We start from the raw sequence: 24,875 nt of genomic DNA, 5'->3' as shown, positions 1-24,875 counted from the left end.
CTTACGCTTAATATCCTACCGAGGTGTATAACTGATAAATTCGTGCATATACAACCTCCATGTCTTTTTTTAAAAAGTTCGTGGAGGTTTTGCTATGGTTACACTTTTGCGGTATACACACTAAAATCCACAGGAGGTGTAATAAATGAGCGCAGTATTAGAAGCTAAAAAACAAGTTGTATCTGAAGTAGCTGCTAAATTACGTGATAGTAAATCAACAGTTGTTGTTGACTACCGTGGTTTAAATGTTGCTGAAGTAACTGAATTACGTAAGCAATTACGTGAAGCTGGCGTTGAGTTCAAAGTTTACAAAAACACTTTAACTCGTCGTGCTGCTGAAGAGGCTGGCTTAGCTGGTTTAAATGAATCATTAACTGGTCCAAACGCAATCGCGTTTAGTACGGAGGATGTAATTGCTCCTGCTAAAGTAATCAACGACTTCGCTAAAAAACATGAAGCTTTAGAAATTAAAGCTGGTGTAATCGAAGGAAATGTTGCTACTGTTGAAGAAGTAAAAGCTCTTGCTGAACTTCCATCTCGCGAAGGTTTACTTTCTATGTTGCTTAGCGTGCTACAAGCACCAATCCGCAACTTCGCTCTTGCAACTAAAGCAGTTGCAGAACAAAAAGAAGAACAAGGCGCTTAATGCCAAGATCGCTTAAAATATATAATTTAAAGGTATAAACAAGGAGGAAATTAACAATGACTAAAGAACAAATCATTGAAGCAGTTAAAAACATGACTGTATTAGAATTAAATGACTTAGTAAAAGCAATCGAAGAAGAGTTTGGCGTAACTGCTGCTGCTCCTATGGCTATGATGGCTCCAGGTGCTGAAGCTGCTGCTGAGCAAACTGAATTTGATTTAGTATTAGCTAGCCCTGGCGACCAAAAAATCAAAGTAATCAAAGTTGTTCGTGAATTAACTGGTTTAGGATTAAAAGAAGCTAAAGAATTAGTTGACAACACTCCTAAAGCAATTAAAGAAGGAATCAGCAAAGAAGAAGCTGAAGAAATGAAAGCTAAACTTGAAGAAGTTGGCGCTAACGTAGAAGTTAAGTAATTTCTAAAAGTTTTTAGAAAAGCTCGCATTTATGCGAGCTTTTTTTGTACATATGGGATTACTTTTGGGAAGACTGTTGATAAGTATATATGGAAGAAGGATTTTTTATGGCAGATCATTATTTTACAAATCAACCGAATAGTAAAACTGATAAAAAGGTATTTTCATTTTCTTTAAGAGGTAATGATTTGAAGTTCCAATCTGATTCAGGTGTTTTTTCTAGGAATGAAGTTGACTTTGGGTCCCGTGTTTTAATTAACGCGTTCACATTTCCAGAAGTTGATGGGGATATTTTAGATGTTGGTTGTGGGTACGGTCCAATAGGATTATCAATCGCGAAAGATGATCCTAGTCGAATGGTGGAAATGGTTGATGTAAATTTAAGGGCAATTGAATTAGCGAAAGAAAATGCAAATGTAAATAAAATAGAAAATGCGAAAATCTATGAAAGTAGCATCTATGAAAATGTAACTGGTGTATATGCGGCTATTTTAACAAATCCGCCAATTCGTGCTGGAAAAAGTGTTGTTCATGAAATTTTAAAAGGTGCTCATGGTAAATTACTCCCTGGTGGAGAGCTTTGGGTAGTTATAAAAAAGAAGCAAGGTGCACCATCTGCTCTTGATTTATTAAAAGAAACTTTCAACGAGGTAGAGGTAGTAAAAAAAGATAAAGGATATTATATCATAAAAAGTAAAAAAGATTGACTGTAATTTTTGCTTGTGATAGTATTATTAAATGCCAATATATATTTATTTTCAAAAATGATTTTTTTGAAAGTGGGTATATTTCTATATTCTTTGGAAATGATAGTAAAATGACTGTCGTTGAGTTTAATAAATGGTTTTCATTTTGAAACCATTTTATTTTTTGTTTAACAAGTAAGGGATATTTTCTGCTTATTTGTTACTATTTTTTTGTTTTAAATACTCTTATTTAAGGGGTGAATATGTTGACAGGTCAACTAGTTCAATATGGACGACACCGCCAACGCAGAAGTTATGCTCGTATCAGTGAAGTTTTAGAGTTACCTAACTTAATTGAAATACAAACAGCATCTTACCAATGGTTCTTAGATGAAGGTTTGAGAGAGATGTTCCAAGACATTTCACCAATTGAGGATTTCACAGGTAATCTATCATTAGAATTCATTGATTACAGTTTAGGTGAGCCGAAGTATGTTGTAGAAGAATCGAAAGAGCGTGACGTAAACTACGCTGCTCCACTTCGAGTGAAAGTTCGCCTATTAAATAAGGAAACTGGCGAAGTTAAGGAGCAAGACGTTTTCATGGGGGATTTCCCACTGATGACGGACACAGGCACATTCATTATTAATGGTGCTGAACGTGTAATCGTTTCACAATTAGTACGTTCTCCAAGTGTGTACTATAGTGGAAAGATTGACAAAAATGGTAAAAAAGGTTATACGGCTACAGTTATTCCGAACCGCGGTGCTTGGTTAGAGTACGAAACGGACGCGAAGGATGTAGTTTATGTACGTATTGACCGTACAAGAAAATTACCGGTAACGGTACTACTACGTTCGCTTGGGTTTGGTACAGACCAAGAGATTCTAGACTTATTAGGCGAAAATGAATACCTACGTAATACTCTTGAAAAAGATAACACAGATAGCACTGAAAAGGCGCTTCTTGAAATCTATGAAAGATTACGTCCAGGTGAACCACCTACAGTAGAAAACGCTAAAAACCTATTAATTACTCGCTTCTTTGATCCGAAGCGTTATGACTTAGCTAGCGTTGGACGCTACAAAATAAATAAAAAATTACACATTAAAAATAGACTATTTAACCAACGTATTGCAGAAACATTAGTGGATCCAGAAACTGGTGAAATTATTGTAGAAAAAGGGACAACTCTTGATCGCCGTACGTTAGACCGTATTATTCCATTCTTAGAAAAGAATATCGGTGAAAAAGTTGCTCACCCTGCTGCTGGCGTATTAGAAGATGAGATTACTCTACAATCTATTAAAATTTACGCACCTGTAGAAGATGGTGAACAAGTTATTCAAGTTATTGGAAATGCGAATGTGAGCAAAAGTGTGAAAAACATTTCACCTGCGGACATCATCGCTTCAATATCTTACTTCTTTAACCTGCTACATAACGTAGGTGACACTGACGATATTGACCATTTAGGAAATCGTCGTTTACGTTCAGTTGGTGAATTACTTCAAAACCAATTCCGTATCGGTTTATCTCGTATGGAACGTGTAGTACGTGAACGTATGTCAATTCAAGATACAAACGCAGTTACTCCACAGGCGTTAATTAATATTCGCCCTGTAATTGCTTCAATTAAAGAATTCTTTGGTAGTTCACAGCTATCTCAATTCATGGACCAAACAAATCCTCTTGCTGAATTAACTCATAAAAGAAGACTATCAGCTCTAGGACCAGGTGGTTTAACACGTGAACGCGCAGGATTTGAAGTGCGTGACGTTCATTACTCTCACTATGGTCGTATGTGTCCGATTGAAACGCCTGAGGGACCAAACATCGGATTAATTAACTCGCTTTCTTCTTATGCAAAAGTAAATCAATTTGGTTTCATTGAAACTCCATATCGTCGTGTAGACCCTGAAACAGGTCGTCTATCAGATAAAATTGACTATTTAACTGCTGATGAAGAGGATCTATACGTAGTTGCCCAAGCGAATGCTCGTTTAGGTGAAGATGGTAGTTTCTTAGATGAAGATGTAGTTGCTCGTTTCCGTGGAGACAACACTGTTGTTAAACGTGAGCGTATTGACTACATGGATGTATCTCCTAAACAAGTAGTATCAGCTGCGACAGCATGTATTCCTTTCTTAGAGAACGATGACTCGAACCGTGCCCTAATGGGAGCGAACATGCAACGTCAAGCAGTGCCATTATTAAACCCTGAATCTCCAATCGTAGGTACGGGTATGGAATACGTTTCAGCAAAAGACTCTGGTGCTGCAGTAATTTGTAAACACCCAGGTATCGTTGAACGTGTTGAAGCAAAAGAGGTTTGGGTACGTCGCTACTTAGAAGTAGATGGACAAAAAGTTAAAGGTGACCTTGATAAATATCGTATGTTAAAATTCGTGCGTTCTAACCAAGGTACTTGTTATAACCAACGCCCAATCGTAAGTGTTGGTGACGAAGTAGTAAGAGGCGAAATTCTTGCAGATGGACCTTCAATGGAAAAAGGTGAATTAGCACTAGGACGTAACGTATTAGTAGCATTCATGACATGGGATGGTTACAACTACGAGGATGCGATCATTATGAGTCGTCGTCTTGTTAAAGAAGATGTTTACACTTCAGTTCATATTGAAGAATATGAATCAGAAGCTCGTGATACAAAATTAGGACCTGAAGAAATCACTCGTGATATTCCAAACGTTGGTGAAGATGCACTTAAAAATCTTGATGAGCGTGGAATTATCCGAATTGGTGCAGAAGTTAAAGATGGAGATTTATTAGTTGGTAAAGTAACGCCTAAAGGTGTAACTGAATTAACTGCTGAAGAACGTCTTCTACATGCAATCTTCGGTGAAAAAGCTCGTGAAGTTCGTGATACATCTTTACGTGTTCCACACGGTGGTGGCGGGATTATTCTTGATGTGAAAGTATTCACTCGTGAAAACGGTGATGAATTACCACCAGGAGTAAACCAACTTGTTCGTGTTTATATCGTTCAGAAACGTAAAATCTCTGAAGGGGATAAAATGGCTGGACGACATGGTAATAAAGGGGTTATCTCTCGTATTTTACCAGAAGAAGATATGCCATTCTTACCTGATGGAACGCCAGTTGATATCATGTTAAATCCTTTAGGGGTACCTTCTCGTATGAACATCGGTCAAGTATTAGAGCTACACTTAGGTATGGCTGCAAGATATCTTGGCATTCATGTTGCTTCTCCAGTATTTGACGGAGCACGTGAGGAAGATGTTTGGGGAACAATTGAAGAAGCTGGTATGGCACGTGATGCAAAAACTGTACTTTATGATGGACGTAGTGGTGAGCCTTTCGATAACCGCGTTTCTGTAGGTGTCATGTATATGATCAAACTTGCACACATGGTTGACGATAAGTTACATGCTCGTTCAACAGGACCATACTCACTTGTTACGCAACAACCACTTGGTGGTAAAGCTCAATTTGGTGGACAGCGTTTTGGTGAGATGGAGGTTTGGGCACTTGAAGCATACGGTGCTGCTTATACATTACAAGAGATCTTAACAGTTAAATCTGATGACGTTGTTGGCCGTGTGAAAACATATGAAGCAATCGTTAAAGGTGAAAATGTACCAGAACCAGGTGTTCCAGAATCATTCAAAGTATTGATTAAGGAATTACAATCTCTAGGTATGGATGTTAAAATGATGTCTGCTACAGATCAAGAAATCGAAATGCGTGATACTGAAGATGATGATGATCAAGCTTCAGAACATTTAGCGATGGATATGGAATACGTAAAAGAATAAGTATTATATAGGGTAAAACCTTAGGACAGAAAGGGAGGTAGGCCCCTTGATAGATGTAAATAATTTCGAGTATATGAAGATCGGACTTGCATCGCCTGACAAAATTCGCTCGTGGTCATACGGGGAAATTAAAAAACCTGAAACAATTAACTACCGTACATTAAAACCTGAAAAAGATGGTCTTTTCTGTGAACGCATTTTCGGTCCTACGAAAGATTGGGAATGTCACTGCGGAAAATATAAACGTGTACGTTATAAAGGTGTAGTTTGTGATCGTTGTGGAGTTGAAGTAACTCGTGCAAAAGTACGTCGTGAGCGTATGGGTCACATCGAATTAGCTGCACCAGTATCACATATTTGGTATTTCAAAGGTATTCCAAGCCGAATGGGACTTGTTTTAGACATGTCCCCTCGTGCTCTGGAAGAAGTAATCTACTTTGCTTCATACGTAGTAACAGAAGCTGGAGATACTCCTTTAGAAAAGAAACAATTGCTTTCTGAGAAAGAGTTCCGTGCTTATCGTGAGCGTTACGGTCAAACTTTCCAAGCATCTATGGGTGCTGAAGCAATTAAAAAACTATTAAGCGATATTAATCTTGAAAAAGATGTTGATTCATTAAAAGAAGAGTTAAAAACTGCTCAAGGTCAACGTCGTACAAGAGCAATTAAACGTTTAGAAGTTTTAGAAGCATTCCGTAACTCTGGTAATGAGCCTTCTTGGATGATCTTAGATGTGCTACCAGTAATCCCACCTGAATTACGACCTATGGTTCAATTAGATGGTGGACGTTTTGCAACTTCAGATCTAAACGATTTATATCGTCGTGTAATTAACCGTAACAACCGTTTAAAACGTTTATTAGACCTTGGTGCACCAAGCATCATCGTACAAAACGAAAAACGTATGCTTCAAGAAGCAGTTGATGCGTTAATTGACAATGGTCGTCGTGGCCGTCCAGTTACTGGACCAGGTAACCGTCCATTAAAATCACTTTCTCACATGCTTAAAGGTAAGCAAGGACGTTTCCGTCAAAACTTACTTGGTAAACGTGTTGACTACTCTGGTCGTTCGGTTATCGTTGTAGGACCAAACTTACAAATGTATCAATGTGGATTACCAAAAGAAATGGCAATTGAATTATTTAAGCCATTCGTGATGAAAGAATTAGTAGAGCGTGGATTAGCACATAACATTAAGTCTGCGAAACGTAAAATTGAGCGTTTACACCCTGAGATTTGGGATGTATTAGAATCGGTTATTCGTGAGCATCCGGTGTTACTAAACCGTGCCCCAACTCTGCACAGACTTGGTATCCAAGCGTTCGAACCTACATTAGTAGAAGGTCGTGCAATCCGTCTACATCCACTTGTATGTACTGCATACAATGCCGATTTTGATGGTGACCAAATGGCTGTTCACGTACCGTTATCAAGTGAAGCACAAGCAGAAGCACGTATCCTAATGCTTGCAGCACAAAACATCCTGAACCCGAAAGATGGTAAACCAGTAGTTACACCATCTCAAGATATGGTATTAGGTAACTATTACTTAACTCTTGAGCGTGCAGGCGCTGTCGGTGAAGGTATGGTATTTAAAGATATTAATGAAGCGTTAATTGCATACCAAAATGGTTATGTACATTTACATTCTCGTGTTGCTGTTGCAGCAAATTCTTTAAATAACGAAACATTTACTGAAGAACAAAGAAATTCATTACTAATCACAACAGTTGGTAAGTTAATCTTCAATGAAATCTTACCTACTTCGTTCCCATATATTAATGAACCTACTCAGAGTAACCTTGAGAAGGAAACTCCTCAGATGTATTTTGTAGCTAAAGGTTCAAATATTAAAGAAATCATTGAAAGTAGAGAAGAAATTGCTCCTTTCAAAAAGAAAATACTTGGAAATATCATTGCAGAAGTATTTAAACGTTTCAAAATTACTGAAACGTCAAAAATGCTAGACCGCATGAAGGATCTTGGATTTAGACACTCTACTAAAGCTGGTATTACAGTTGGTGTATCTGATATCATCGTATTACCTGAAAAGCAATTAATTATTGCTGAAGCTCAAGAAAAAGTAGATAAAGTTCTAAAACAATTCCGACGTGGTTTAATCACAGAAGATGAGCGTTACGATCGTGTAATCGCAATTTGGAGTGATGCGAAGGATGTTATTCAAGGAAAACTGATGGCTTCTCTAAATAAACGTAACCCTATCTTTATGATGAGTGACTCTGGTGCCCGTGGTAACGCATCAAACTTTACTCAGCTTGCAGGTATGCGTGGTCTGATGGCCAACCCGGCTGGTCGTATTATCGAGTTACCAATCAAATCTTCATTCCGTGAAGGTCTAACGGTACTTGAATACTTCATCTCTACACACGGTGCACGTAAAGGTCTTGCCGATACAGCACTAAAAACAGCCGATTCAGGTTACTTAACTCGTCGTCTAGTTGACGTTGCACAAGATGTAATCGTTCGCCAAGATGATTGTGGTACTGACCGTGGATTACATGTTAAGGCAATTAAAGAAGGTAACGAAATTATTGAAGGATTATACGATCGTTTAGTTGGTCGTCATTTACGTTCAACTATACGTCACCCAGAAACAGGTGTATTACTTGGTCAAGAGAACGATTTAATTACAGAAGACTTAGCTCGTGAAATTATCGATGCTGGTATTGAAGAAGTTAATATCCGTTCTGCGTTCACATGTAATACTAACCATGGAGTATGTAAAAAATGTTATGGTCGTAACTTAGCCACAGGTGCTGAGGTTGAAGTTGGTGAAGCAGTAGGTATTATCGCTGCACAATCAATTGGTGAACCAGGTACACAGTTAACGATGCGTACATTCCATACAGGTGGGGTAGCAGGAGACGATATTACTCAAGGTTTACCTCGTATTCAAGAGCTATTTGAAGCACGTAATCCTAAAGGTCAAGCGGTTATTTCTGAAATTGATGGTATTATTTCAATTTCTACTGACGCTAAAGATAAGCAAGAAATTATTGTTCAAGGCTCAGTAGAATCTAGAAACTACCCAGTTCCTTATGGCGCTAGACTAAAAGTTCAAGAAGGTGAATCTATTGAACGCGGTCAGGTAATGACAGAAGGTTCAATTGATCCTAAAGAACTTCTAAAAGTAAAAGGTACAAATGCTGTTCAAGAATACTTACTACGCGAAGTACAAAAAGTATACCGTATGCAAGGGGTAGAAATTGGTGATAAGCACGTAGAGGTAATGGTACGTCAAATGCTGAAGAAAGTTCGTGTAATGGATGCAGGTGAGACTACTTTACTACCTGGTACATTATTAGAACTTCACCAGTTTACTGAAGCGAATAAAGAAGCTTTATTTGCAGGTAAACAACCAGCTACTGCACGCCCATTATTACTAGGTATTACAAAAGCATCATTAGAAACAGACTCATTCCTTTCTGCTGCATCATTCCAAGAAACAACGCGTGTATTAACAGACGCTGCGATAAAAGGAAAACGTGATGAGTTGCTAGGATTAAAAGAGAATGTTATTATAGGTAAGTTGGTTCCAGCTGGTACGGGTATGAACAGATACCGTAAAGTAGATCTTGTAAAGGATTTAACTGAATCAGTTGAAATGAACGAAGAAGTATTAGTTGAAAAATAATCTTAAAATATTTTATAACTTGAGTTGACATCATTTGATGAAAAATGATATTATATTCAAGGTTGCTCCTAGACAATAGCACTGCTAATCTAAGCAGGTTAGATCCGGGGCTAATTTAGGAATATACAGGTTAAAACTGTTTTTGTGAGAAGGAGGACTTCTTCCTTCTTGCAAAAACTTTGTTTTCAACTTATTATGAACCACCTGGATGTGTGGTCTTATAAATATTTGAAGGGAGGAAAACTCATGCCTACTATTAACCAGTTAGTGCGTAATGGACGTACTTCTAAAGTATGGAAATCAAAATCACCAGCATTAAATAAAGGTTTCAACTCATTAAAGAAAAAATCAACTGATTTATCAGCTCCACAAAAACGTGGTGTTTGTACTCGTGTTGGTACAATGACTCCGAAGAAACCGAACTCAGCATTACGTAAATATGCTCGTGTACGTTTAACTAACCAAATCGAGGTAACTGCTTATATCCCAGGTATCGGACACAACTTACAAGAGCACAGTGTTGTTCTTATCCGTGGTGGACGTGTAAAAGATTTACCGGGGGTACGTTACCATATCGTTCGTGGTGCTTTAGATACTGCAGGTGTTGACAAACGTATGCAAGGTCGTTCTAAATATGGAACTAAGAGACCAAAAGCAGCTAAGAAGTAATAAATAACAACTAGCCGAAAGGAGGAAATAACATGCCACGTAAAGGTCCTGTTGCAAAAAGAGATGTATTGCCAGATCCACTTTATAATTCAAAATTAGTTTCTCGTTTAATCAACAAAATGATGATTGACGGAAAAAGAGGAAAGTCTCAAGCTATCTTATACGGAGCATTTGAATTAATCCAAGAACGTTCTGGTAAAGAACCAATGGAAGTATTCGAAGCAGCTCTTAAAAATATCATGCCAGTTCTAGAAGTTAGAGCTCGTCGTGTTGGTGGTTCAAACTACCAAGTACCAGTTGAGGTTCGCCCTGAGCGCCGTACAACTTTAGGTCTTCGCTGGTTAGTTAACTATGCTCGTCTTCGTGGAGAAAAAACGATGGAAGAGCGTTTAGCTAATGAAATTCTTGATGCAGCTAACAACTCAGGTTCTGCAGTTAAGAAACGTGAAGATACACACAAAATGGCAGAAGCGAACAAAGCGTTTGCTCACTACCGTTGGTAAGATTAAAAGCAATTTAGTTATTTCTGCACATAATGAATGTTGGTTAAGTCGTTCACCTATTTCTAATTTAGCTTGCTAGATTAAATAGGTGAACGTCGGATTACATAATTTAGGATGACATAATAGTTCCTTGCTTGTAGTGCTTGCTTAACTTAATAACATGAAGTATGTATAGGAATAACTTTTTCTTGTACTAAAAAATCCTAACTAATACTGGAAGGGAGAAAGAACCCTGATGACTAGAGAGTTCTCCTTAAATAACACTCGTAATATCGGGATCATGGCTCACATTGATGCTGGTAAAACAACAACAACAGAGCGTATCCTTTATTACACAGGTCGTATTCACAAAATTGGTGAAACTCATGAAGGAGCTTCACAAATGGACTGGATGGAGCAAGAGCAAGAGCGTGGTATCACTATCACATCTGCTGCTACAACAGCTCAGTGGAATAACCACCGTGTAAATATCATTGATACTCCAGGTCACGTAGACTTCACTGTAGAAGTTGAACGTTCACTACGTGTACTTGATGGCGCAGTAGCAGTACTTGATGCTCAATCAGGTGTTGAGCCTCAAACTGAAACAGTTTGGCGCCAAGCAACTACTTACGGAGTTCCACGTGTAGTATTCGTTAACAAAATGGATAAAATCGGCGCGGATTTCTTATACTCTGTAGGTACGTTACATGACCGTTTACAAGCTAACGCACACCCAATCCAATTAGCGATGGGTGCTGAAGATAACTTTTGGGGAATCGTTGACCTAGTTGAAATGAAAGCAATTAAGTACAATAATGACTTAGGAACTGACATTGAAACGATCGAAATTCCAGAAGAATATCAAGAACTAGCTGAAGAGTACCGTGGTCGTTTAATCGAAGCGGTAGCTGAGCTAGATGAAGAATTAATGATGAAATACCTTGAAGGTGAAGAAATCACACTTGCTGAATTAAAAGCTGCTATTCGTACAGCTACATGTTCAGTACAATTCTACCCAGTAGTATGTGGTTCTGCTTTCAAAAACAAAGGTGTTCAATTAATGCTTGATGCAGTAATTGATTACCTACCATCTCCATTAGATGTACCAGCTATCAAAGGAACATTACCTGATACTGATGAAGAGAAAATCGTTCCATCAAGTGATGAAGAGCCTTTCGCTGCATTAGCATTCAAAATCATGACTGATCCTTATGTTGGTAAATTAACGTTCTTCCGAGTATACTCAGGTACGTTAGAATCTGGTTCATACGTTCAAAACTCTACAAAAGGTAAGCGTGAGCGTGTAGGACGTATCCTACAAATGCATGCTAACTCTCGTCAAGAGATTTCGAAAGTATACGCTGGAGATATCGCTGCTGCTGTAGGTCTTAAAGATACTACAACTGGTGATACTTTATGTGATGAAAAGAATTTAGTAATTCTTGAGTCTATGGAGTTCCCTGATCCAGTTATCTCAATTGCGATCGAACCAAAATCTAAAGCTGACCAAGATAAAATGGGTCAAGCATTAGTTAAATTAACTGAAGAAGATCCAACTTTCCGTGCACATACTGACCAAGAAACTGGTCAAGTAATCATCGCTGGTATGGGTGAACTTCACCTTGATATCATCGTTGACCGTATGCGTCGTGAATTCAAAGTAGAAGCTAACGTTGGTGCTCCTCAAGTAGCATACCGTGAAACTTTCCGTTCTTCTGCACAAGTAGAAGGTAAATTCGTTCGTCAATCAGGTGGACGTGGACAATTCGGACACGTTTGGATTGAATTCTCACCAAACGAAGAAGGAAAAGGCTTCGAATTTGAAAATGCAATCGTTGGTGGTGTTGTTCCTCGTGAATACATCCCAGCAGTAGCTGCAGGTCTTGAAGATTCTCTTAAAAATGGTGTATTAGCTGGATTCCCACTAATCGACATTAAAGCGAAATTATTCGATGGATCTTACCATGATGTTGACTCGAATGAGATGGCGTTTAAAGTAGCTGCTTCATTAGCTCTTAAAAATGCTGTTAAGAAATGTAACCCAGTTCTACTTGAACCATTAATGAAAGTAGAAGTTGTTATCCCTGAGGAATACTTAGGAGATATCATGGGTGATATTACATCTCGTCGTGGACGCGTTGAAGGTATGGAAGCACGTGGTAACGCTCAAGTTGTTCGTGCTATGGTACCACTTTCAGAAATGTTTGGTTATGCAACTTCATTACGTTCTAACACTCAAGGTCGTGGAACGTTCTCAATGGTATTTGACCATTACGAAGATGTACCAAAATCAATTTCTGAAGAAATTATCAAAAAATATAAAGGTGAGTAATTGATTATTTAGTTCTCATCATGTATAACTATTTATGTTAGATGTTAGCTATAATGGGTACAAGTTACCCTTTATAGCATAATAATAAAACTAAAAAATTAATTTTCTTAATTATAAGGAGGATTTTTACAATGGGTAAAGCTAAATTCGAACGTGTAAAACCACACGTTAACATTGGTACAATCGGACACGTTGACCATGGTAAAACTACATTAACTGCTGCTATTACAACTGTATTAGCTAAAGTAGGTGGAGCTGAAGCTCGCGCTTACGATCAAATCGACGGAGCTCCAGAAGAAAGAGAACGTGGAATCACAATCTCTACTGCACACGTTGAGTACGAAACAGAAACTCGTCACTATGCACACGTTGACTGCCCAGGTCACGCTGACTATGTTAAAAACATGATCACTGGTGCTGCTCAAATGGACGGTGGTATCTTAGTAGTATCTGCTGCTGATGGTCCAATGCCTCAAACTCGTGAGCACATTCTTTTATCTCGTCAAGTAGGTGTACCTTACATCGTAGTATTCATGAACAAATGTGACATGGTTGACGATGAAGAGTTACTTGAATTAGTTGAAATGGAAATCCGTGATCTATTATCAGAATACGAATTCCCTGGCGATGACATTCCAGTAATCAAAGGTTCTGCGCTTAAAGCTCTTGAAGGAGATGCTGCGTGGGAAGCTAAAATTCATGAATTAATGGCTGAAGTTGATTCTTATATCCCAACACCAGCTCGTGAAACTGACAAGCCTTTCTTAATGCCAGTTGAGGATGTATTCTCAATCACTGGTCGTGGAACAGTTGCTACTGGTCGTGTTGAGCGTGGTATCGTTAAAGTTGGTGACGTAGTTGAAATCATCGGTCTTGTTGAAGAGCCAAAATCAACTACTGTAACAGGTGTTGAAATGTTCCGTAAACTTCTTGACCAAGCAGAAGCTGGAGATAACATCGGTGCACTTCTTCGTGGGGTTGCTCGTGACGATATCCAACGTGGTCAAGTTTTAGCTAAACCAGGTTCAGTTAAACAACACACTAAGTTCAAAGCTGAAGTTTACGTTTTATCTAAAGAAGAAGGTGGACGTCACACTCCATTCTTCGCTAACTACCGTCCACAATTCTATTTCCGTACAACTGACGTAACTGGAATCATCCAATTACCAGAAGGCGTTGAAATGGTTATGCCTGGCGACAACATCGAAATGACTGTTGAGTTAATCAACGCAATCGCTGTTGAAGAAGGAACTAAGTTCTCTATCCGTGAGGGTGGACGTACTGTAGGCGCTGGCGTAGTTGCTACAATCGTTGAATAATTAAACTTAAAAGCTTAGAAGATCTTTTCTTCTAAGCTTTTTTTTATAAGTAAATTGGAAATATTTAAAATATGCATTATAACCGATTCTTGCTTGATTTTAATAATCGAAGATAATATAATAACTAAGTACTGAAGACGACGAGAACATTATTTATCTAAACTTATAACAAATGCTTGCAATAGCATTATTTTTTATGTATAATAGATGATGTTGGTCTTTGACTGCGTAGAAGTGGAAGGTTGCTGATACACCCGGCCGCTTTGCCATGGCGAGTGTAAGGAAATTTCCACGGAGTATGTCTATTATTTAAATAGGCGAAAAAGGAGGGAAAATTATGGCAAAAGAAAAAATTCGTATTCGTTTAAAAGCTTATGATCACCGTATTTTAGATCAATCTGCAGAGAAAATCGTTGAAACAGCGAAACGTTCTGGTGCTTCTGTATCTGGTCCGATTCCGTTACCAACTGAGAAATCAGTTTACACGATCCTTCGTGCGGTTCATAAATACAAAGATTCTCGTGAGCAATTCGAAATGCGCACTCACAAACGTTTAATCGATATCGTGAATCCAACTCCACAAACAGTTGATTCATTAATGAGACTAGATTTACCATCTGGCGTTGATATTGAAATCAAACTTTAATAAAAATTATATATAAATTCAGGAGGTGTGACTTATGACTAAAGGAATCTTAGGGAAAAAGATCGGTATGACACAAGTATTTGCTGAAAACGGCGAGTTAATTCCAGTAACTGTAATCGAAGCTACTCCAAACGTGGTTTTACAAAAGAAAACTACTGAAACTGATGGCTACGAAGCTATCCAAATCGGTTTCGCTGACAAACGTGAAAAATTAGCTAACAAACCAGAAAAAGGGCACTCTGCTAAAGCAAACACTGCACCTAAGCGCTTCGTTCGTGAACTTCGCAACGCTGACGTATCAGCTTATGAAGTTGGTCAAGAAGTCAAAGTAGATATTTTTGCAAATGGTGACATCGTTGATGTAACTGGAACTTCAAAAGGTAAAGGATTCCAAGGTAGCATTAAGCGCCACGGACAATCTCGTGGACCAATGTCTCACGGTTCTCGTTACCACCGTCGTCCAGGTTCAATGGGTCCTGTTGCTCCGAACCGTGTATTCAAAAACAAAGCTTTACCTGGTCAAATGGGTGGAGAAAAAGTAACTGTACAAAACCTACAAATCGTTAAAGTTGACGTTGAACGTAACTTACTTTTAGTAAAAGGTAATGTACCAGGTTCTAAAAAATCTTACGTAACAATCCGTACTGCGGTTAAATCTAAATAATTAATTTAGAAGAAAGGAGGAAATAAAATGCCTAAAGTTACTATGTTTAATCAAACAGGTGCTCAAGTAGGAGAAATTGAATTAGCTGATGCTGTATTCGGAATCGCTCCAAACGAACACGCTCTATTTGATGCTGTAATGATGCAACGTGCATCTTTACGTCAAGGTACTCACAAAGTTAAAACACGTTCTGAAGTACGTGGTGGTGGTCGTAAACCATGGAGACAAAAAGGAACTGGCCGTGCTCGTCAAGGTTCAATCCGTTCTCCACAATGGCGTGGTGGTGGTATCGTATTCGGTCCAGCTCCAAGATCATACTCTTATAAATTACCTAAAAAGGTACGTCGCTTAGCGATTAAATCTGCTTTATCTACTAAAGTATTAGAACAAAGCATGCTAGTTCTTGAAGATTTAGCGTTAAACGCACCAAAAACAAAAGATATGGTTACTGTTTTAACTGGCTTATCAGTTGCTAAGAAAGTTTTAATCGTAACAGCTGACCTAAATGAAAACGTAGCTTTATCTGCTCGCAATATCCCTGGAATCACAGTTCTTGCAGCAAATGAAGTAAACGTAATCGACGTTTTACATCATGATACATTAATCATGACTAAAGCTGCGGTGGAAAAAGTAGAGGAGGTGCTTGCGTAATGAAGGATCCTCGTGATATTATCAAACGCCCAGTTATCACTGAAGCTTCTATGGAAGCAATCGCTGAAAAAAAATACACTTTTGAAGTAGATGTAAGAGCTAATAAAACTGAAGTTAAAGATGCTGTTGAAGCAATCTTCGGTGTTAAAGTAGAAAAAGTTAACGTAATGAACTACAAAGGTAAGTTTAAACGTATGGGTAAACATGCTGGTTACACAAACCGTCGTAGAAAAGCAATCGTTAAATTAACTGCTGATAGCCAAGAAATTACATTATTCGAAGGCGTTTAATACTAACTACTAGAAAAGGAGGGAAATTACGATGGGAATCAAAAAGTATAAACCAACCACTAACGGTCGCCGTGGTATGACTACTAATGATTTTGCTGAGATCACTACTGACAAACCAGAAAAATCATTATTAGCTCCACTTAGCAAAAAAGCTGGCCGTAATAACCAAGGTAAAATTACTGTTCGTCACCAAGGTGGTGGACACAAACGTCAATACCGTATCATCGATTTCAAACGAGATAAAGATGGTATACCAGGACGCGTTGCTACAATCGAGTACGATCCAAACCGTTCTGCAAACATTGCGTTAATTAACTACGCTGATGGAGAAAAACGTTACATCCTAGCTCCTAAAAACTTAGTAGTAGGAATGGAAATCGTTTCAGGTCCTGAAGCAGATATTAAAGTAGGTAACGCTTTACCACTTGTAAACATTCCAGTAGGTACTACAATCCACAACATCGAGTTAAAACCAGGTCGTGGAGGACAATTAGTACGTTCAGCTGGTACTTCTGCTCAAGTATTAGGTAAAGAAGATCGTTATGTACTAGTTCGTTTAAACTCTGGTGAAGTACGTATGATTTTAGCAACTTGCCGCGCGACAGTAGGTCAAGTTGGTAATGAACATCACGAACTTATTAACATCGGTAAAGCAGGTCGTTCTCGTTGGATGGGTAAACGCCCAACTGTACGTGGATCTGTAATGAACCCAGTTGATCACCCACACGGTGGTGGTGAAGGACGCTCTCCAATCGGACGTAAATCACCAATGTCTCCATGGGGTAAACCAACTCTTGGTTACAAAACTCGTAAGAAAAACAAAGCGTCAGACAAGTTTATCGTTCGTCGTCGTAAAAAATAACGCGATTGTGCTACGGTTCACTAGAACCGTAGGTCAATCACGAAGGGAGGTACCACAATGGGACGCAGCCTGAAAAAAGGTCCATTTATTGATGATCACTTATTAACTAAAGTTGAGAAATTAAACGAGACTGACTCTAAGCAAGTTGTTAAAACTTGGTCACGTCGTTCGACTATTTTCCCACAATTTATCGGACATACTATTGCAGTATACGATGGTCGTAAACACGTACCTGTATATGTATCGGAAGATATGGTAGGTCACAAACTTGGTGAATTTGCTCCAACTCGTACTTATAAAGGTCACGATGCGGATGACAAGAAAACTAGAAGATAATGAGAGGAGGCACTCCAATGCAAGCTAAAGCTGTACTGAGAACAGTTCGTATCGCTCCTCGTAAAGTTCGTCTAGTAGTCGATTTAATCCGAGGTAAACAAGTTGGCGAAGCGATCGCAATCCTTCGACACACACCAAAAACTGCTTCTCCTGTTGTAGAAAAATTATTAAAATCTGCTATTGCTAACGCAGAGCATAACTATGATATGGATGTTAATAACTTATACATCGAAAAAGTATTCGTTGATGAAGGTGCTACTTTAAAACGTTTCCGCCCTCGTGCACAAGGACGTGCTAGCGCAATCAACAAACGCACAAGCCACATTACAATCGTGGTATCAGAGAAGAAGGAGGGATAATCGATGGGACAAAAGGTAAATCCAGTCGGACTTCGTGTTGGTATTATTAAAGATTGGGAATCTAAATGGTACGCTGAAAAAGATTACGCTGATCTTTTACATGAAGACATCAAAATTCGTGAGTACATTAGCACTCGTTTAAAAGATTCTGCTGTATCTAAAGTAGAAATCGAAAGAGCTGCTAACCGTGTAAACATTACAGTTCACACTGCAAAACCAGGTATGGTAATCGGTAAAGGTGGTTCGGAAGTTGAAGCTCTTCGTAAAGCTTTAAACAACCTTACTGGCAAACGTGTTCATATCAACATCATCGAAATTAAAAGAGCAGATCTTGATGCTAAATTAGTAGCTGAAAACATCGCTCGTCAATTAGAAAACCGTGTTTCTTTCCGTCGTGCTCAAAAGCAAGTACTTCAACGTGCTATGCGTGCTGGTGCATTAGGTATTAAAACACAAGTTTCTGGTCGTCTTGGCGGAGCAGATATTGCTCGTTCAGAATCATATAGTGAAGGTACAGTGCCACTTCATACATTACGTGCTGATATCGATTATGCAACTGCAGAAGCAGATACAACATACGGTAAACTAGGCGTAAAAGTATGGATTTACAAAGGTGAAGTTCTTCCTACAAAAAAGAAAGCTTCTGAGGAAGGAGGAAATTAATTATGTTAATGCCTAAACGTGTTAAATATAGAAGAGAGCATCGTGGAAAAATGCGTGGACGTGCCAAAGGTGGTACTGAAATTGCATTCGGTGAATTCGGTTTACAATCTACTGAAGCTTCTTGGATTACTAACCGTCAAATTGAAGCAGCGCGTCGTGCTATGACTCGTTACATGAAACGTGGCGGTAAAGTATGGATTAAAATCTTCCCTTCTAAGCCTTACACAGCTAAACCTCTTGAGGTTCGTATGGGTAGCGGTAAAGGTGCTCCAGAAGGTTGGGTAGCAGTCGTTAAACCAGGAAAAATTATGTTCGAAATCGCTGGTGTATCTGAAGAAGTAGCTCGTGAAGCACTACGCTTAGCAGCTCACAAATTACCAGTTAAATGTAAGTTTGTAAAACGTGAAGACAATGGTGGTGATTCTAATGAAAACTAATGAGATTCGCGATCTTACCACTGCTGAAATTGAATTAAAAGTGAAATCTCTTAAGGAAGAGTTATTCAATCTTCGTTTCCAATTAGCTACAGGACAATTAGAGAACACTGCTCGTATCCGCGAGGTTCGTAAAGCAATTGCTCGTATGAAAACTGTAGTTCGTGAAAGAGAAATTAACTCTAATAATTAATAATGAGGGGAGGTTTGCACAGTGAGCGAACGTAACCAACGTAAAGTTTACACAGGACGTGTAGTTTCTGATAAGATGGATAAGACAATTACTGTTGTAGTTGAAACTTACAAAACACATAAACTATACGGAAAACGCGTTAAATATTCTAAGAAATATAAAGCGCACGATGAGCTAAACACTGCAAAAGTTGGCGATATCGTAAAAATCATGGAGACTCGTCCATTATCAGCTACAAAACGTTTCCGTTTAGTTGAAATCGTAGAAGAAGCTGTTATTATCTAATAGATGATCGGATATCATTCTTAATCCGAAAGGAGGTCAATTTGACATGATCCAACAAGAAACTCGTTTAAAAGTTGCTGACAATTCAGGTGCACGTGAATTACTTACTATTAAAGTATTAGGTGGTTCAGGCCGTAAAACTGCTAACATCGGTGATATCATCGTATGTACAGTAAAACAAGCAACACCAGGTGGCGTTGTTAAAAAAGGTGATGTAGTTAAAGCTGTTATCGTTCGTACGAAACGCGGTGTTCGTCGTCCAGACGGTACTTACATCAAATTTGATGAAAACGCAGCTGTTATCATTAAAGATGATAAGAGCCCACGTGGTACTCGTATTTTCGGACCAGTTGCACGTGAATTACGTGATAGCAACTTCATGAAAATCGTATCATTAGCTCCAGAAGTACTTTAATTAATGTACTTTAATAAATACTTCAGAAAGCCTTATTAAGGAGGTGCACGAAGAAGATGCATGTAAAAAAAGGTGATAAAGTTCAAGTTATCTCTGGTAAAGACAAAGGAAAACAAGGTGTTATCCTTGCTGCTTTTCCAAAGAATAACCGCGTACTAGTTGAAGGTGTTAACATCATTAAAAAACACTCAAAACCTACTCAAGCTAACCCACAAGGTGGCATCATCGAGAAAGAAGCACCAATCCATGTTTCTAATGTTATGGCATTAGATCCAAAAACTGGAGTACCTACACGCGTAGGTTACCAATTAGTGGATGGTAAAAAAGTACGTATTGCAAAAAAATCAGGCGAATTACTTGATAAATAATAGAAATTTATGAAAGGAGGTCAACTGAATGAACCGCCTAGTCGAGAAATATCAAAATGAAATCACTCCTGCTCTAGTGAGCAAGTTTAACTATAAATCAGTTATGCAAGTGCCAAAAATTGAAAAGATCGTCATCAACATGGGTGTTGGTGAGGCTGTTTCAAATTCAAAAGCATTAGATACAGCTGTTGAGGAATTAACTTTAATCGCAGGTCAAAAACCTGTTGTAACTAGAGCTAAAAAATCAATCGCTCAATTCCGTCTTCGTGAAGGAATGCCTATCGGTGCTAAAGTTACATTACGCGGTGAGCGTATGTACGAATTCTTTGAGAAATTAGTTTCTGTAACATTACCTCGTGTACGTGACTTCCGTGGAATCTCTAAAAAGTCATTCGATGGCCGTGGAAACTACACTTTAGGTGTTAAAGAGCAATTAATCTTCCCAGAGATCGATTATGATAAAGTAAACAAAGTACGTGGTATGGACATCGTTATTGTAACTACTGCAAATACTGATGAAGAAGCTCGTGAAATGCTAACATTATTCGGAATGCCTTTTCAAAAATAATGAAAGCCAGCGCTAAAGAAGAGGAGGCGAAAACGTGGCTAAAAAATCAATGATTGCGAAACAAAAACGTGCTCAGAAATTTAAAGTACAAGAGTATACACGTTGCGAACGTTGCGGACGTCCACACTCAGTATTACGTAAATTTAAACTTTGCCGTATTTGTTTCCGTGAACTTGCTTATAAAGGACAAATCCCTGGCGTTAAAAAAGCTAGTTGGTAATTCTATAGATATTAGGAAGGAGGTTATCTGAACATGGTCATGACAGATCCTATTGCAGATATGCTTACTCGCATTCGTAATGCGAACATGGTACGTCACGAGAAATTAGAATTCCCAGGTTCTAACCTAAAGAAAGAAGTTGCTGAAATTCTAAAACGTGAAGGTTTCATCCGTGACGTTGAGTACATTGAAGATGATAAACAAGGTATCATCCGTATTTTCTTAAAATATGGTGTGAACAACGAACGTGTTATCACTGGATTAAAAAGAATTTCTAAGCCTGGCTTACGCGTATACGCTAAAGCTGACGAAGTACCTCGCGTACTTAACGGTTTAGGTGTTGCTATTGTATCAACATCTAAAGGTGTAATGACAGATAAAGAAGCTCGTCAAGCAAAAACTGGTGGCGAAATCTTAGCATACGTTTGGTAATAAAACACAGAGAGAATGGAGGTGTAGTGAATGTCTCGTGTTGGTAAAAAAGAACTTGTAATTCCTGCTGGAGTTACTCTTACTAATAACAACAATACTATTACAGTAAAAGGACCTAAAGGTGAGTTAACTCGTACTTTTAGCCCTGATATGACAATCGAAGTTAACGAGAACGTATTAACAGTTGCACGTCCAACTGATAACAAAGAGCACCGTGCTCTTCATGGTACAACTCGTGCTATCTTAGGTAACATGGTTGAAGGTGTAACTAATGGTTATACTCGTAACCTTGAATTAGTTGGGGTAGGTTACCGTGCGACTAAAACAGGTGACAAACTTGTTCTAGCTGTTGGTTATTCTCACCCAGTTGAGATCACTCCTGAAAATGGTGTTGAAATCGAAGTACCTTCAAATACTAAAATCAGTATTAAAGGTATCGACAAAGAACGTGTAGGCGCTCTTGCTGCTTACATCCGTCAAGTACGTCCACCAGAGCCTTATAAAGGTAAAGGTATTCGTTACGAAGGCGAAATGGTTCGTCGTAAAGAAGGTAAAACTGCGAAGTAATCTATAACTAGATAAGAGAAAGGAGTGACCAAGATGATCTTTAAGGCTGATAAAAATGCAGTACGTAAAAAAAGACATGCTCGTGTTCGTACTAAATTATCTGGTACTCAAGAACGTCCACGTTTAAACGTTTATCGTTCAAACAACCATATCTATGCTCAAATCATTGATGATGTTAATGGCGTAACATTAGCAAGTGCATCAACTTTAGATAAAGAATTAACTTTAAATGGTACTGGTAATATCGATGCAGCAACATTAGTTGGTAGCTTAGTTGCAAAACGTGCTACTGAAAAAGGTGTTACTGAAGTTGTATTCGACCGCGGTGGTTACTTATATCATGGTCGCGTAAAAGCTTTAGCTGAAGCTGCTCGTGAAGCTGGTTTACAATTTTAATAAAAGAAGGAGGGACATACATGCGTCGCATTGATCCTAATAAATTAGAGCTTGAAGAACGCTTAGTTACGATCAACCGTGTTGCTAAAGTTGTAAAAGGTGGACGTCGTTTCCGCTTTGCAGCATTAGTAGTTGTTGGTGACAAAAACGGTCATGTAGGTTTTGGTACTGGTAAAGCTCAAGAAGTACCTGATGCTATTCGTAAAGCTGTTGAAGATGCTAAGAAAAATCTAATTAACGTACCAATCGTTGGAACTACAATTCCTCACGTAATTACTGGTCGTTTTGGAGCTGGTGAAGTATTCTTAAAACCTGCTTCTGAAGGTACTGGAGTTATCGCAGGAGGTCCTGTTCGTGCGGTATTAGAACTTGCTGGGGTACATGATATCTTATCTAAATCTCTTGGTTCTAACACACCAGTAAACATTGTACGTGCTACTATTGAAGGTTTAAGTAACTTAAAACGTGCGGATGAAGTTGCAAAATTACGTGGTAAATCTGTAGAAGAATTACTAGGTTAATAAGGAGGGATAACGATGGCTAAACAGTTAGAAATTACCCTTACTCGCAGTGTAATTGGTCGTAAACAAGACCAAATCGCAACAGTTCGTGCTTTAGGTATTACTAAAACGAACCAAACTGTTGTTAAACAAGATAACGCTGCAATGCGTGGGATGATTAACAAAGTTTCTCACCTTGTATCTGTAAAAGAAATTTAATTGAACATGAATAAGTAAGGAGGTGCCCTAATGAAACTTCATGAATTAAAACCTACAGAAGGTTCTCGTAAAGTATCTAAACGTATCGGTCGTGGTATCGGTTCAGGTACTGGTAAAACTGCAGGTAAAGGTCATAAAGGACAAAACGCTCGTTCAGGTGGCGGTGTTCGTCTTGGATTTGAAGGTGGTCAAACTCCTTTATTCCGTCGTTTACCAAAACGTGGTTTCACTAACATCAACCGTAAAGATTACGCAATCGTTAATGTTGAAACGTTAAATCGCTTCGAAAACGGAACTGAAGTAACTCCTGAGTTACTGATCGAAACTGGTATCGTTCGTAAAGAATTAGCTGGTATTAAGATTTTAGGTAAAGGTAAGTTAGAAGTTAAACTTACTGTTAAAGCTCATAAGTTCTCATCTTCTGCGGTAGAGGCAATCGAAGCAGCTGGTGGAAATGCTGAGGTGATCTAAAATGTTCCGGACAATCTCCAACTTTATGCGCATTGCAGATATTAGAAAAAAAATATTTTTTACGTTATTAATGTTAATTGTATTTCGTATTGGAACGTTTATACCTGTTCCAAACGTCAACGCCGATGTATTAGCATCACAAGATAGCTCAAGCATCTTTGGTGTTCTAAACACATTCGGTGGAGGAGCTCTTAAACAGTTCTCGATTTTTGCAATGGGTATAATGCCGTACATTACTGCTTCAATTATTATTCAGTTACTTCAAATGGACGTTGTTCCGAAGTTAACTGAATGGTCGAAGCAAGGCGAGATTGGTCGACGTAAATTGACTCAACTGACTAGATACATCACAATTATTCTAGGTTTTGTAGAAGCAATTGGATTATCAATCAGTATGAACAATATTACTGGCGGAATGTTAATTGAAAATCCAGGTTGGTCAACCTATCTTTATATAGCAATTGTACTAACAGCTGGAACATCTTTCTTATTGTGGTTAGGTGAGCAGATTACTGCTAAAGGTGTAGGGAACGGTATATCAGTTATCATCTTTGGCGGTATAGTTGCTGCTATACCTAATACAATGAGCCAAGTCTATCAGCAACAATTTAAAGGTGCTGGTGACGCGCTATTCTTAAACATCGTAAAAGTTGGCCTAGTTGTTTTAATTTTACTATTAGTAATCGTAGCTGTAATTTACATTCAACAAGCTAATCGTAAAATTCCAATTCAATATGCTAAACGAAACAATGGTAATAATAGCTATGTCGGAGGACAATCTACTCACTTGCCATTAAAAGTAAATGGCGCTGGGGTTATTCCGGTAATCTTCGCTGTTTCATTTTTAATTACTCCTTCAACAATTGCATCGTTCTTACCAAGTAACAATGTGACTGAATGGATTAAAACGCATTTTACGTATAACAATCCATGGGGAATGGCATTTTATTTAGTCTTGATCATTGCTTTCACATATTTTTATACTTTTGTTCAGGCTAATCCAGAGCAAATGGCTGAAAATCTTCAGAAGCAAGGTGGCTACATCCCGGGTATTCGCCCAGGTAAGAGCACTCAAGAATATATCATTAAAGTCTTATATCGTTTAACTTTCGTAGGAGCAATTTTCTTAGCTGTCATCGCATTATTACCAATTGTATTTGGTAAATTTGCGAACTTACCACCTTCAGCTCAAATCGGAGGAACAAGTTTACTAATCGTAGTCGGAGTTGCGCTTGAAACAATGAAACAATTAGAAAGTCAGCTTGTTAAGAGAAACTACAAAGGCTTTATTAAAGAACGAGCATAGGGAAATATATAATTCCCTATTGCTC

31 protein-coding genes and 1 other annotated feature (1 of these 32 only partly in view) are annotated in these 24,875 nt (G+C 38.4%); all 31 genes read left to right on the top strand.

What is annotated here, in order from left to right; all coding sequences use genetic code 11:
• Positions 1–102: a sequence feature (ribosomal protein L10 leader region), on the top strand (it extends 34 nt beyond the left edge of the window).
• A 43-nt stretch (positions 103–145) separates the two neighbouring features.
• The 31 genes from rplJ (at position 146) to secY (ending at position 24,850) form a co-directional block, all read left to right on the top strand.
• Positions 146–646, top strand: coding sequence for a 50S ribosomal protein L10 (gene rplJ / locus AB1282_RS05295; RefSeq protein ID WP_056467377.1), 501 nt, complete (start codon positions 146–148; stop codon positions 644–646).
• A gap of 56 nt (positions 647–702) precedes the next feature.
• Positions 703–1,062 carry a 50S ribosomal protein L7/L12 gene (gene rplL, locus AB1282_RS05290; protein WP_056467380.1) on the top strand — a complete coding sequence of 120 codons (360 nt, stop codon included), beginning with the start codon at positions 703–705 and terminating at the stop codon, positions 1,060–1,062.
• A 107-nt stretch (positions 1,063–1,169) separates the two neighbouring features.
• Positions 1,170–1,769: a class I SAM-dependent methyltransferase gene (locus tag AB1282_RS05285; protein WP_390312680.1), complete on the top strand. Its 600-nt coding sequence runs from the start codon at positions 1,170–1,172 to the stop codon at positions 1,767–1,769.
• Positions 1,770–2,014: 245 nt separating this feature from the next.
• Positions 2,015–5,545 (top strand): DNA-directed RNA polymerase subunit beta, encoded by a 3,531-nt coding sequence (rpoB, locus tag AB1282_RS05280; protein ID WP_056467386.1) that lies wholly within the window; start codon positions 2,015–2,017, stop codon positions 5,543–5,545.
• Between the two features lie 46 nt (positions 5,546–5,591).
• Positions 5,592–9,200 carry a DNA-directed RNA polymerase subunit beta' gene (gene rpoC / locus AB1282_RS05275; RefSeq protein WP_056467390.1) on the top strand — a complete coding sequence of 1,203 codons (3,609 nt, stop codon included), beginning with the start codon at positions 5,592–5,594 and terminating at the stop codon, positions 9,198–9,200.
• A 246-nt stretch (positions 9,201–9,446) separates the two neighbouring features.
• Positions 9,447–9,869 carry a 30S ribosomal protein S12 gene (gene rpsL / locus AB1282_RS05270; RefSeq protein ID WP_056467392.1) on the top strand — a complete coding sequence of 141 codons (423 nt, stop codon included), beginning with the start codon at positions 9,447–9,449 and terminating at the stop codon, positions 9,867–9,869.
• Between the two features lie 32 nt (positions 9,870–9,901).
• Positions 9,902–10,372 carry a 30S ribosomal protein S7 gene (gene rpsG, locus AB1282_RS05265; protein ID WP_056467395.1) on the top strand — a complete coding sequence of 157 codons (471 nt, stop codon included), beginning with the start codon at positions 9,902–9,904 and terminating at the stop codon, positions 10,370–10,372.
• A gap of 235 nt (positions 10,373–10,607) precedes the next feature.
• Positions 10,608–12,686 (top strand): elongation factor G, encoded by a 2,079-nt coding sequence (gene fusA / locus AB1282_RS05260; RefSeq protein ID WP_056467398.1) that lies wholly within the window; start codon positions 10,608–10,610, stop codon positions 12,684–12,686.
• A gap of 131 nt (positions 12,687–12,817) precedes the next feature.
• Entirely contained in the window at positions 12,818–14,005 is a 1,188-nt protein-coding gene (gene tuf, locus AB1282_RS05255; protein ID WP_056467401.1) for an elongation factor Tu, read from the top strand.
• A 337-nt stretch (positions 14,006–14,342) separates the two neighbouring features.
• Positions 14,343–14,651 (top strand): 30S ribosomal protein S10, encoded by a 309-nt coding sequence (gene rpsJ, locus AB1282_RS05250; RefSeq protein WP_056467407.1) that lies wholly within the window; start codon positions 14,343–14,345, stop codon positions 14,649–14,651.
• Positions 14,652–14,685: 34 nt separating this feature from the next.
• Positions 14,686–15,315, top strand: coding sequence for a 50S ribosomal protein L3 (rplC, locus tag AB1282_RS05245; protein ID WP_056467410.1), 630 nt, complete (start codon positions 14,686–14,688; stop codon positions 15,313–15,315).
• Positions 15,316–15,342: 27 nt separating this feature from the next.
• Positions 15,343–15,966 carry a 50S ribosomal protein L4 gene (gene rplD, locus AB1282_RS05240; RefSeq protein ID WP_056467413.1) on the top strand — a complete coding sequence of 208 codons (624 nt, stop codon included), beginning with the start codon at positions 15,343–15,345 and terminating at the stop codon, positions 15,964–15,966.
• Complete coding sequence (rplW, locus tag AB1282_RS05235) at positions 15,966–16,256, top strand: 50S ribosomal protein L23 (RefSeq protein ID WP_056467416.1); 291 nt, start codon at positions 15,966–15,968, stop codon at positions 16,254–16,256. Before rplD ends, rplW begins: the two co-directional genes overlap by 1 nt.
• 31 nt (positions 16,257–16,287) lie before the next feature.
• Complete coding sequence (rplB, locus tag AB1282_RS05230) at positions 16,288–17,118, top strand: 50S ribosomal protein L2 (protein ID WP_056467419.1); 831 nt, start codon at positions 16,288–16,290, stop codon at positions 17,116–17,118.
• A 57-nt stretch (positions 17,119–17,175) separates the two neighbouring features.
• Complete coding sequence (rpsS, locus tag AB1282_RS05225; protein WP_056467422.1) at positions 17,176–17,454, top strand: 30S ribosomal protein S19; 279 nt, start codon at positions 17,176–17,178, stop codon at positions 17,452–17,454.
• A gap of 17 nt (positions 17,455–17,471) precedes the next feature.
• A complete protein-coding gene (rplV, locus tag AB1282_RS05220) occupies positions 17,472–17,813 on the top strand; it encodes a 50S ribosomal protein L22 (protein WP_056467425.1) in 342 nt (113 codons plus the stop codon).
• A gap of 3 nt (positions 17,814–17,816) precedes the next feature.
• Positions 17,817–18,476, top strand: a complete 660-nt coding sequence (gene rpsC / locus AB1282_RS05215) for a 30S ribosomal protein S3 (RefSeq protein ID WP_056467428.1) — start codon at positions 17,817–17,819, stop codon at positions 18,474–18,476.
• 2 nt (positions 18,477–18,478) lie between these two features.
• Entirely contained in the window at positions 18,479–18,913 is a 435-nt protein-coding gene (rplP, locus tag AB1282_RS05210) for a 50S ribosomal protein L16 (RefSeq protein WP_056467431.1), read from the top strand.
• Complete coding sequence (rpmC, locus tag AB1282_RS05205) at positions 18,903–19,103, top strand: 50S ribosomal protein L29 (RefSeq protein ID WP_056467434.1); 201 nt, start codon at positions 18,903–18,905, stop codon at positions 19,101–19,103. Before rplP ends, rpmC begins: the two co-directional genes overlap by 11 nt.
• A gap of 21 nt (positions 19,104–19,124) precedes the next feature.
• Positions 19,125–19,388 (top strand): 30S ribosomal protein S17, encoded by a 264-nt coding sequence (rpsQ, locus tag AB1282_RS05200; RefSeq protein WP_056467437.1) that lies wholly within the window; start codon positions 19,125–19,127, stop codon positions 19,386–19,388.
• A gap of 46 nt (positions 19,389–19,434) precedes the next feature.
• Entirely contained in the window at positions 19,435–19,803 is a 369-nt protein-coding gene (rplN, locus tag AB1282_RS05195; protein WP_056467440.1) for a 50S ribosomal protein L14, read from the top strand.
• Positions 19,804–19,859: 56 nt separating this feature from the next.
• Complete coding sequence (gene rplX, locus AB1282_RS05190; RefSeq protein ID WP_056467443.1) at positions 19,860–20,171, top strand: 50S ribosomal protein L24; 312 nt, start codon at positions 19,860–19,862, stop codon at positions 20,169–20,171.
• Between the two features lie 28 nt (positions 20,172–20,199).
• A complete protein-coding gene (rplE, locus tag AB1282_RS05185) occupies positions 20,200–20,739 on the top strand; it encodes a 50S ribosomal protein L5 (protein ID WP_056467447.1) in 540 nt (179 codons plus the stop codon).
• A gap of 34 nt (positions 20,740–20,773) precedes the next feature.
• Positions 20,774–20,959, top strand: coding sequence for a type Z 30S ribosomal protein S14 (locus AB1282_RS05180; protein WP_056467450.1), 186 nt, complete (start codon positions 20,774–20,776; stop codon positions 20,957–20,959).
• Positions 20,960–20,992: 33 nt separating this feature from the next.
• The gene (gene rpsH, locus AB1282_RS05175; protein WP_056467453.1) at positions 20,993–21,391 is read left to right on the top strand and encodes a 30S ribosomal protein S8; all 399 of its coding nucleotides are present in this window, start codon (positions 20,993–20,995) and stop codon (positions 21,389–21,391) included.
• 30 nt (positions 21,392–21,421) lie between these two features.
• Complete coding sequence (rplF, locus tag AB1282_RS05170) at positions 21,422–21,958, top strand: 50S ribosomal protein L6 (protein ID WP_056467456.1); 537 nt, start codon at positions 21,422–21,424, stop codon at positions 21,956–21,958.
• A 33-nt stretch (positions 21,959–21,991) separates the two neighbouring features.
• The gene (rplR, locus tag AB1282_RS05165) at positions 21,992–22,354 is read left to right on the top strand and encodes a 50S ribosomal protein L18 (protein ID WP_056467459.1); all 363 of its coding nucleotides are present in this window, start codon (positions 21,992–21,994) and stop codon (positions 22,352–22,354) included.
• Positions 22,355–22,374: 20 nt separating this feature from the next.
• Positions 22,375–22,875, top strand: a complete 501-nt coding sequence (gene rpsE / locus AB1282_RS05160) for a 30S ribosomal protein S5 (RefSeq protein ID WP_056467462.1) — start codon at positions 22,375–22,377, stop codon at positions 22,873–22,875.
• A gap of 15 nt (positions 22,876–22,890) precedes the next feature.
• Positions 22,891–23,073, top strand: coding sequence for a 50S ribosomal protein L30 (gene rpmD, locus AB1282_RS05155; protein WP_056467464.1), 183 nt, complete (start codon positions 22,891–22,893; stop codon positions 23,071–23,073).
• Positions 23,074–23,103: 30 nt separating this feature from the next.
• A complete protein-coding gene (gene rplO, locus AB1282_RS05150; protein WP_056467467.1) occupies positions 23,104–23,544 on the top strand; it encodes a 50S ribosomal protein L15 in 441 nt (146 codons plus the stop codon).
• A gap of 1 nt (position 23,545) precedes the next feature.
• On the top strand, positions 23,546–24,850 hold the full coding sequence (secY, locus tag AB1282_RS05145) for a preprotein translocase subunit SecY (protein ID WP_056467470.1): 1,305 nt from the start codon (positions 23,546–23,548) through the stop codon (positions 24,848–24,850).
• The last annotated feature ends 25 nt before the right edge of the window (positions 24,851–24,875 follow it).

The sequence above is a fragment of the Gottfriedia sp. S16(2024) genome (assembly GCF_050473765.1).
GTDB lineage: Bacteria > Bacillota > Bacilli > Bacillales > Bacillaceae_G > Gottfriedia.
Note: the sequence above shows the minus strand (reverse complement) of the source record. Positions and strands in the feature narration are given on the sequence as shown.